General features: G+C 62.0%; 9 protein-coding genes and 1 riboswitch. Of the genes, 6 read left to right on the top strand and 3 right to left on the bottom strand.

The genetic code is table 11. From position 1 onward, the window contains the following. A partial coding sequence (locus EOC06_RS41765) for a DUF3459 domain-containing protein (protein WP_245469350.1) occupies positions 1-638 on the top strand: 638 nt, incomplete at its 5' end. 24 nt (positions 639-662) lie between these two features. Beyond that, a complete protein-coding gene (locus tag EOC06_RS05795) occupies positions 663-1775 on the top strand; it encodes an ABC transporter ATP-binding protein (protein ID WP_127267787.1) in 1113 nt (370 codons plus the stop codon). 76 nt (positions 1776-1851) lie between these two features. Here the strand turns inward: EOC06_RS05795 and EOC06_RS05800 are convergent, their stop codons facing one another. The 3 genes from EOC06_RS05800 to EOC06_RS05810 form a co-directional block, all read right to left on the bottom strand. Then, on the bottom strand, positions 1852-2088 hold the full coding sequence (locus EOC06_RS05800) for a DUF680 domain-containing protein (protein ID WP_128307301.1): 237 nt from the start codon (positions 2086-2088) through the stop codon (positions 1852-1854). A gap of 67 nt (positions 2089-2155) precedes the next feature. Then, on the bottom strand, positions 2156-2356 hold the full coding sequence (locus EOC06_RS05805; protein ID WP_128307302.1) for a DUF680 domain-containing protein: 201 nt from the start codon (positions 2354-2356) through the stop codon (positions 2156-2158). Between the two features lie 86 nt (positions 2357-2442). After that, the gene (locus tag EOC06_RS05810; protein WP_013528268.1) at positions 2443-2640 is read right to left on the bottom strand and encodes a DUF680 domain-containing protein; all 198 of its coding nucleotides are present in this window, start codon (positions 2638-2640) and stop codon (positions 2443-2445) included. A 508-nt stretch (positions 2641-3148) separates the two neighbouring features. Further along, positions 3149-3351, top strand: a riboswitch (cobalamin riboswitch). Positions 3352-3465: 114 nt separating this feature from the next. Here EOC06_RS05810 and EOC06_RS05815 point away from each other — a divergent pair. The 4 genes from EOC06_RS05815 to EOC06_RS05830 all read left to right on the top strand — a co-directional run. Next, positions 3466-4713 carry an aromatic ring-hydroxylating dioxygenase subunit alpha gene (locus EOC06_RS05815; protein ID WP_128307303.1) on the top strand — a complete coding sequence of 416 codons (1248 nt, stop codon included), beginning with the start codon at positions 3466-3468 and terminating at the stop codon, positions 4711-4713. A 25-nt stretch (positions 4714-4738) separates the two neighbouring features. Beyond that, complete coding sequence (locus EOC06_RS05820) at positions 4739-5839, top strand: hybrid-cluster NAD(P)-dependent oxidoreductase (protein WP_127808237.1); 1101 nt, start codon at positions 4739-4741, stop codon at positions 5837-5839. A gap of 129 nt (positions 5840-5968) precedes the next feature. After that, positions 5969-6400, top strand: coding sequence for a PqqD family protein (locus EOC06_RS05825; RefSeq protein ID WP_128307304.1), 432 nt, complete (start codon positions 5969-5971; stop codon positions 6398-6400). A gap of 49 nt (positions 6401-6449) precedes the next feature. Next, a partial coding sequence (locus tag EOC06_RS05830) for a serine kinase (protein WP_245469351.1) occupies positions 6450-7231 on the top strand: 782 nt, incomplete at its 3' end.

Raw genomic sequence — 7231 nt, forward strand, 5'->3', positions numbered from 1 at the left:
TCTCCAACCACGACGTGATGCGCCCGGCCTCGCGCTGGGCCGCCAATGAGGCCGACCCGACCGCCTACCTCAAGGTCATCTCGGCGCTGCTGATGTCGTTGCGCGGTTCGGTCTGCATCTACCAGGGCGAGGAGCTTGGGCTCGGTGAGGCAGAGCTGCGGTTCGAGGATCTGCAGGATCCCTATGGCATCCGCTTCTGGCCGGAATTCAAGGGCCGCGACGGCTGCCGCACGCCAATGGTGTGGGATGGCAGCGCCAAGAATGGCGGCTTCTCCCAGGCAAAGCCCTGGCTGCCGGTGCCGGCCAAGCATCTGGCGCAAGCGGTCAATGTCCAGCAGGGCGACGAGGCTTCGCTGCTCGAGCACTACCGGCGCTTTCTCACCTTCCGGCGTGCCCATCCGGCGCTCGCCAAGGGCGACATCACCTTCATCGAAAGTGAGGGCGACACCGTCGCCTTCACGCGCCGCGCAGGCAACGAGCAGATCGTCTGCGTCTTCAATCTGGGAGCCGGGCCGGCTAAGGTTGACCTTGGCGGCCGATCGCTGCAACCTCTGCCCGGGCACGGATTTTCGGGGCAGGCGAACAGCGGTTCCATCGAGCTTGGCGGCTACGGCGCCTGGTTCGGGCGTCTCGACTGAATTCCAATCACTGGAGGAAACCAAATGGCCGATGTCACGCTAAGACAAGTGAAGAAGTCCTACGGCAATCTGAACATTCTCCACGGTATCGACCTCGATATTAAATCGGGCGAGTTCATCGTCTTCGTCGGCCCGTCGGGCTGCGGCAAGTCGACATTGCTGAGATCGATCGCCGGGCTCGAGGAAATCACCTCCGGCGAGCTCAGAATAGCCGGCGAAGTGGTGAACGACGTGCCGCCGTCGAAACGGGGCATCGCCATGGTGTTCCAGTCCTACGCGCTCTACCCGCACATGACCGTCTACGACAACATGGCGTTCTCGATGAAGATCGGCAAAGAGAACAAGGCCGAGATCGACCGCCGCGTGCGTCAGGCCGCCGAGATCCTGCAGCTGACCAAATATCTCGACCGCCTGCCCAAGGCGATGTCGGGCGGCCAGCGCCAGCGCGTCGCCATCGGCCGGGCCATCGTGCGCAATCCGAAGGTGTTCCTGTTCGACGAGCCGCTTTCGAACCTTGATGCGGCGCTGCGAGTCGCCACCCGCATCGAAATCGCCAAGCTCAAGGAATCGATGCCCAACACGACCATGATCTACGTCACCCACGACCAAGTCGAGGCAATGACGCTCGCCGACCGCATCGTGGTGCTCAAGGACGGCCATATCGAGCAGGTCGGCACGCCGATGGACCTCTACAAGAAGCCCGGCAATCTGTTCGTTGCGCAATTCATCGGCTCGCCGGCCATGAATATCCTGCCCGCAACCATCGACAAATCAGGCAATCCGACCGTCGTCAGCCATGTCGGCGGACGCAAGGCAACCGTGCCGATCGCGACGCCGGCTTCGGCAAAGGGCGCTGCGGTGAGTTTTGGCGTGCGGCCGGAGGACCTGATCATCGCCAGCGGCGCGGACTATCTGTTCGAGGGGACGGTCGACTATGTCGAGCAGCTCGGCGAGGTGCAGCTGGTCTATGTCGACATCGGTCGCGCCGACCTGCCGCTGGTGACCAAGCTGCCCGGCAATGTCGAGGTCAAGCGCGGTTCGACATTGCGGCTGAGCGCCAATGGCGAGGACCTGCATCTCTTCGACGCTGACGGACGGTCGTTTGCCCTTCATGAGGCCGAAGCGAAGGCGGCCTGAGGCAGAACCGCGTCTTGGACAAAAAAGAGCAGCGGGCCAGGCCCGCCGCTCTTTTTTTGAAGATCAGCTTCGACTGTTAACGGCCGAAGAGATTCCGGTCGCTGCCCTGAGGGGCGGACTTCTCTACGTCGCCCGACGAATTGAGCAGCTTCTCGACGAGGCCACCGCTGTTGCGGACCGAGCTCGTATGCGCGTTGTCAACCGAAGTAACCGCAGGCTGATTGGCGCCGTTGGAGCCAAAGTTGTCGCTGCCGGCGAAGGCGCTGCCGGTGATGGCCAGAACGGCGGCGGCAGCAATAAGGATCTTGTTCATTTTAGTCTCCTGAATTCTGGATTTCGCCAGACGGCAGACACAGCTGCCGTCGCTTGCGAAATTGGTTTTAGCGACCGAAGAGGTTACGGTCGCTGCCCTGAGCGGGTGTCTGGGCAGCCGGTTCCGAGGTCTTGGTGGAAGCCGTGTACGACTGGTCCACAGCGGCGGCAGGCTGGTTGGCGCCGTTCGAACCGTAGTTGTCGCTGCCCGCGAAAGCGCTGCCGGAGATGGCCAGAACGGCGGCGGCAGCAATGAGGATCTTGTTCATCTTAAATACTCCTGAATGTCTGAACTTCGAATGTCTGAATTTCGCCAGGGCAGCGGGCGAGCCCGCCGTCGACTGGGAATCGGCTGTTAGTTGTTGCCGAAGAGGTTGCGGTCAGCACCCTGGGCAGGCGCCTGAGCAGCCGGTTCCGACTTCTTGGTCGAAGCGGTGTACGAGCTGTCGACAGCAGTGGCTGCCGCGGCGTTCGAACCGTAGTGGTCGCTACCAGCGAAGGCGCTGCCGGAAATGGCCAGAAGGGCTGCGGCAGTGAGAATGATCTTTTTCATTTTTGTACTCCAGTATCGTCTTTTTCCGTCCGTCTAGCGGCGTGTCTTGGAAATGAAATCGCGTCGTTCGGACAACACCGATGTGGGAGGGCAACCCCGCCTTTTCCAATCACGAAGTTGTTCCGTGTGGACCATGAATCCACACCTTGAAATTGTGCCAGGGGAATCTAGAGAGGCGTTTTTCCTCTCTATATCAGCATGTTAAGTTTAACCATCCGATGGATCACTGACTGTTTCAAAGGCCCGGCGTTCACACCATCCTGCACGCACCGTCAACAGAAACGAACCGTTCGGTTCGATTTTAGGTCAAGCTAATAGTCACTTTTCGAAACCGTTAACTTTTTTTGACCCCCGCCAAGGGTCGGATTCGGGAAGATCGCAGCCGGCAAATGGCCGCCCGGGACGCGGGATTTCGGCCCCAGACGATCTGCGGTGACGTTTCGCATGCCGTGTCGCGCCGCATGGATACGATGTCGTTTTCATGCCGACGGCGCGCCCCCGATCGTGGTTAGATCATACCATCTCAGGTGCCGCTTCGTGACGACGAGACGGAGAATTGGGAAGCCGGTCAGAATCCGGCGCTGCCCCCGCAACGGTGGTGGAGTTCAAGTCGCAACGGGAGACCACTGGGCAACTGCCTGGGAAGGTGTCGCGATGGTCCGCAAGGACAACTCCAGAGCCCGGAAACCAGCCCGAGATTTTTAGACTCGACTGATCGCGGTGGGCGGTCAAGAGGTGGATAGCGCATGTCCGGCACCTAGCCGGCCTGCGTTTCAATCCTTCCTCCATCACCACCAGTTCAGTCCTTAGAAACGAGGACAGGACATGGATATCCGCAACGACATGCTGAGGCTCCTGAAGGGGCGCCGGCAAGGCTTTTCACTGGAGCAGCCCTTCTACACCGATCCAGACTACTTCAAGCTCGACATGGAGCTGATCTGGTATCGCGACTGGCTGTTCATCGGCCATGATTGCGAACTGCCGAAGCCGGGCAGCTACATCACCGTGCAGATCGGCGACTATCCGGTCGTCCTTGTCCGCGACCAGCAAGGCAAGATCAACGCCTTCCACAATTCCTGCCGCCATCGCGGCAGCCGCGTGTGCAACGCGGAAAAGGGTACGGCGGCAAAGCTCGTCTGCCCCTATCATCAGTGGACCTATGAGCTGGACGGCCGCCTGCTGTTTGCCCGCCAGATGGCCGACGGTTTCGACAAGAGTGATTTCGGCCTGAAGCCGGTCGCCTGCGAGAGCGTCGGCGGCTACATCTTCATCTGCCTGGCCAGGGAGCCGGCGGATTTCGCGCCGATGCGGGCGATGATCGAACCTTATCTTTTGCCGCACCGTTTGCGTGAGGCAAAGATCGCCTTTGAGAGCACGATCATCGAGAAGGGCAACTGGAAGCTGGTCTGGGAAAACAACCGCGAGTGCTACCACTGCGTCGCCAATCACCCCGAACTGTGCAAGACCTTCCCCGAGGCTCCGACCGTGACCGGCGTCCAAGGCGCCGACAGCGACCCTGAAATGGTCGCGCACTGGGCCAGATGCGAGGCATCAGGCTTGCCGAGCAAATTCCGCATCGATCCGGCAGGGCAGTACCGCGCCACCCGCGCGCCGCTGCTGCGCGATGCCGTCAGCTACACCATGACGGGAAAACGGGCGGTCCAGAAGAACCTGTCCGACAGCGTTTCAACCGACCGCATCGGTTCCTTGCTGCTTTATCATTATCCGACAACCTGGAACCATATCCTCGGCGACCACGCCGTCACCTTCCGCGTGCTGCCGATCAGTGCCACGGAAACCGCGGTGACGACGAAATGGCTCGTCCACAAGGATGCGGTCGAAGGCATCGACTACGACCTCGCTGAGCTCACCCATGTCTGGACCGAGACCAACGACCAGGACCGCCGCATCGTCGAGGAAAACGCCTTCGGCATCCTGTCGCCGGCCTACGAACCAGGCCCCTATTCGGAGCTGCATGAGGGCGGCGTGATCCAGTTCGTCGAGTGGTACGCGTCGTTCATCGGGCCGCGCCTTGCCGAAGGCGGCCGGCCGGCCCTGCGCAGCGTCGCCTAGCTCAGGGGACAAGAGGATGAATGCGATGACGGACCTTGGCCTCTATCGCCATCTCGACCAGATGACGCCCTGGAACGACCGGCTGCAGGTGCTGGAAGTGATCGGCGTCAGCGACGAAGCGCCGGACGTGAAGACCTTCACCTTCCGCTCCGACAACCAGACCTGGTTCCGCTACAAGCCGGGCCAGTTCGTGACGCTGGAACTGCCGACATCGGAGGGGCCGCTGATGCGCACCTACACGCTGTCGTCCTCGCCGTCGCGGCCGTTCTCGATCGCGGTGACGGTCAAGGCGCAGGCAGGCAGCACCGGCACGCGCTGGATGTTCGACCATCTGACGCCGGGCTCGCACGTCAAGGCCTATGGGCCGACCGGTGATTTTTCGCTGCACAGCCACCCGGCGGCCAAATATCTGTTCATTTCGGCGGGCTCCGGCGTGACGCCGATGATGTCGATGCTGCGTTGGTTGAACGACTGTGCGCCATGGACAGATGTCGGCTTCGTCAACTGTGCGCGCCGCCCGGAAGAGATCATTTTCCGCAAGGAACTCGAGCTGCTCGGCAGCCGCATGCCCGGCCTGTCGCTCGGCTTCATGATCGAGGAGCGGTCGAGCCGCGAGGGCTGGTTCGGCCATATGGGCCGCATCGACGCGATCCGGCTGCCATTGCTGGCACCCGATTTCCGCGAGCGCGAGATTTTCTGCTGCGGCCCCGATCCCTTCATGCGCGCCGTGCGCGGCATGCTGGACGCCGCCGGCTTCGACATGGCGAAATACCATCAGGAAAGCTTTGCCGCGCCTGCCGTGGAGGAGATCCCGGCGCCGTTCTCGCCGCCGGCGGAAGACGGCGCCGCTGCTGCCGTCGAGGCCGTGACACCAATCCGGTTCTCGCTTTCCGATGTCGACGCCGAATGCGTCGCCGGCCAGACCGTGCTGCAGACGGCACGCGCCTCTGGGGTGCGGATTCCCGCCGCCTGCGAGTTCGGCCTGTGCGGCACCTGCAAGGTGAGGAAGGTCGCGGGCGATGTCGAGATGAGTCACAATGGCGGCATCCTCGATCACGAAATCGAGGACGGCTTTATCCTCGCCTGTTGCTCGAAGCCGCTTTCGGCGCTTGAAATCGAAGCGTGACCGGCTGCGCTCGCCCCGAGCCTGCGCCATCTTGCCAAAAACCCTGCAAATGGTTAGACGCCTGCAACGGTGGGGTTGACCGTAAGGCCCGAAGATCATCTCCGCGGCCTGCTCGGCGGGGGAGCAAACATGCGACAATCCGGCATCTATGCCATTGCCAGCAAGGATATCGTCTTTGAATCCTTCGACGGCGAAGCCGTCGTTCTTGACCTGACCACGGGTAAATATTTCGGCTTCTCTGATTCAGGCAGCAGACTTTGGGATGCACTGTCGTCCGGCGTGCCTGCCTCCGAACTGGCCGGCGCCGCGACCGGCATTGGCGCCCTCGATGCCGCCGCGATTGACGACTTTGTTTCACAATTGCTCGAATTCGGTTTGCTGGCGGCCGTAACCGATGGCGTGGCAAGACCGGCTCCAAGCGAATTGCTGGCTCAGCTCGCCGCTGCCAGAGAGCCCCTGAAGGTCGACATCCATGACGATCTCGCCGATCTCATTGTCGTCGATCCCATCCACGAGGTCGAGGAGCCCCTCGGCTGGCCCGCGGTGAAGCAGGCCAACTGAAGCGCCCATCAGGTTCTCGTTGCCGGGCAGCTCCGGAACAGGCAGACCCATGCCGAACGTCACTCTCGAAAACTTGGTTGACTACGCACGCCATGTCCTGGCGCAAGCAGAAAGCAGCGCCGCGCATTATCCGCTGACCTGCAAGGTGGGCTTGCCGCATCTGGATCTGACCGCGCATGTCAGCCCCGGCGCGTTGGCGGATGCCGTCGCTCATGGCTTTGTCAGTGCTCCGGGCAGCCGAACGCCTGCCGATATCTGCCGCGTCTTCGTCGCACATCCCGGCATAGACGGCATCGCGGCACCGGTCAGTTGGGGCCAGGGGCCCTTCACGCAGCATGGCTTCGCCACCCGGCTGGCGGAGGCCGGATTGCGCGGCAACCATTTTCACGACCTGGATTTCTGGCAGTTCTATGATCCGCAACGTCGCGTTGGCGTGCAATTGATGGCTTCGGCCGATGCCTTTCCACCGTGGGAGCCGGGAGCGCCGCTGCGGGCTTTCCTGCATTGGGAATATGCGGCACGCGGCATGCGGCTGGCCCATGCGGGGACGCTCGGCATCGAGGGCAAGGGCGTGCTGCTGGCCGGCGCGGGCGGCGCCGGGAAATCCGGAACCGTCGCAGCCGGCCTTCTCCACGGGCTGGACAGCGTCGGCGACGACTATGTGCTGGTCGACCTCTCCAACGGCGTGACTGCCCGCCCACTGTTTTCAACACTCAAACAGGATCCCCAGGGATTCGTTCGGCTTGGGCTGAAGCATCGGCTGAAAGCGCATGGTCCGCTCAACTGGCAAGGCAAATATGCGTTTCACATTGATGACATCGCGCCCCGGCC

The organism is Mesorhizobium sp. M7A.F.Ca.MR.362.00.0.0 (assembly GCF_004023175.1).
Taxonomy (GTDB): Bacteria; Pseudomonadota; Alphaproteobacteria; order Rhizobiales; family Rhizobiaceae; genus Mesorhizobium.

Coding starts and splice junctions, on each gene's coding strand:
- EOC06_RS05795 (WP_127267787.1), top strand. CDS start 663: ATGGCCGATGTCACGCTAAGACAAGTGAAGAAGTCCTACGGCAATCTG.
- EOC06_RS05805 (WP_128307302.1), bottom strand. CDS start 2,356: ATGAACAAGATCCTCATTGCTGCCGCCGCCGTTCTGGCCATCTCCGGC.
- EOC06_RS05810 (WP_013528268.1), bottom strand. CDS start 2,640: ATGAAAAAGATCATTCTCACTGCCGCAGCCCTTCTGGCCATTTCCGGC.
- EOC06_RS05825 (WP_128307304.1), top strand. CDS start 5,969: ATGCGACAATCCGGCATCTATGCCATTGCCAGCAAGGATATCGTCTTT.
- EOC06_RS05820 (WP_127808237.1), top strand. CDS start 4,739: ATGACGGACCTTGGCCTCTATCGCCATCTCGACCAGATGACGCCCTGG.
- EOC06_RS05815 (WP_128307303.1), top strand. CDS start 3,466: ATGGATATCCGCAACGACATGCTGAGGCTCCTGAAGGGGCGCCGGCAA.
- EOC06_RS05800 (WP_128307301.1), bottom strand. CDS start 2,088: ATGAACAAGATCCTTATTGCTGCCGCCGCCGTTCTGGCCATCACCGGC.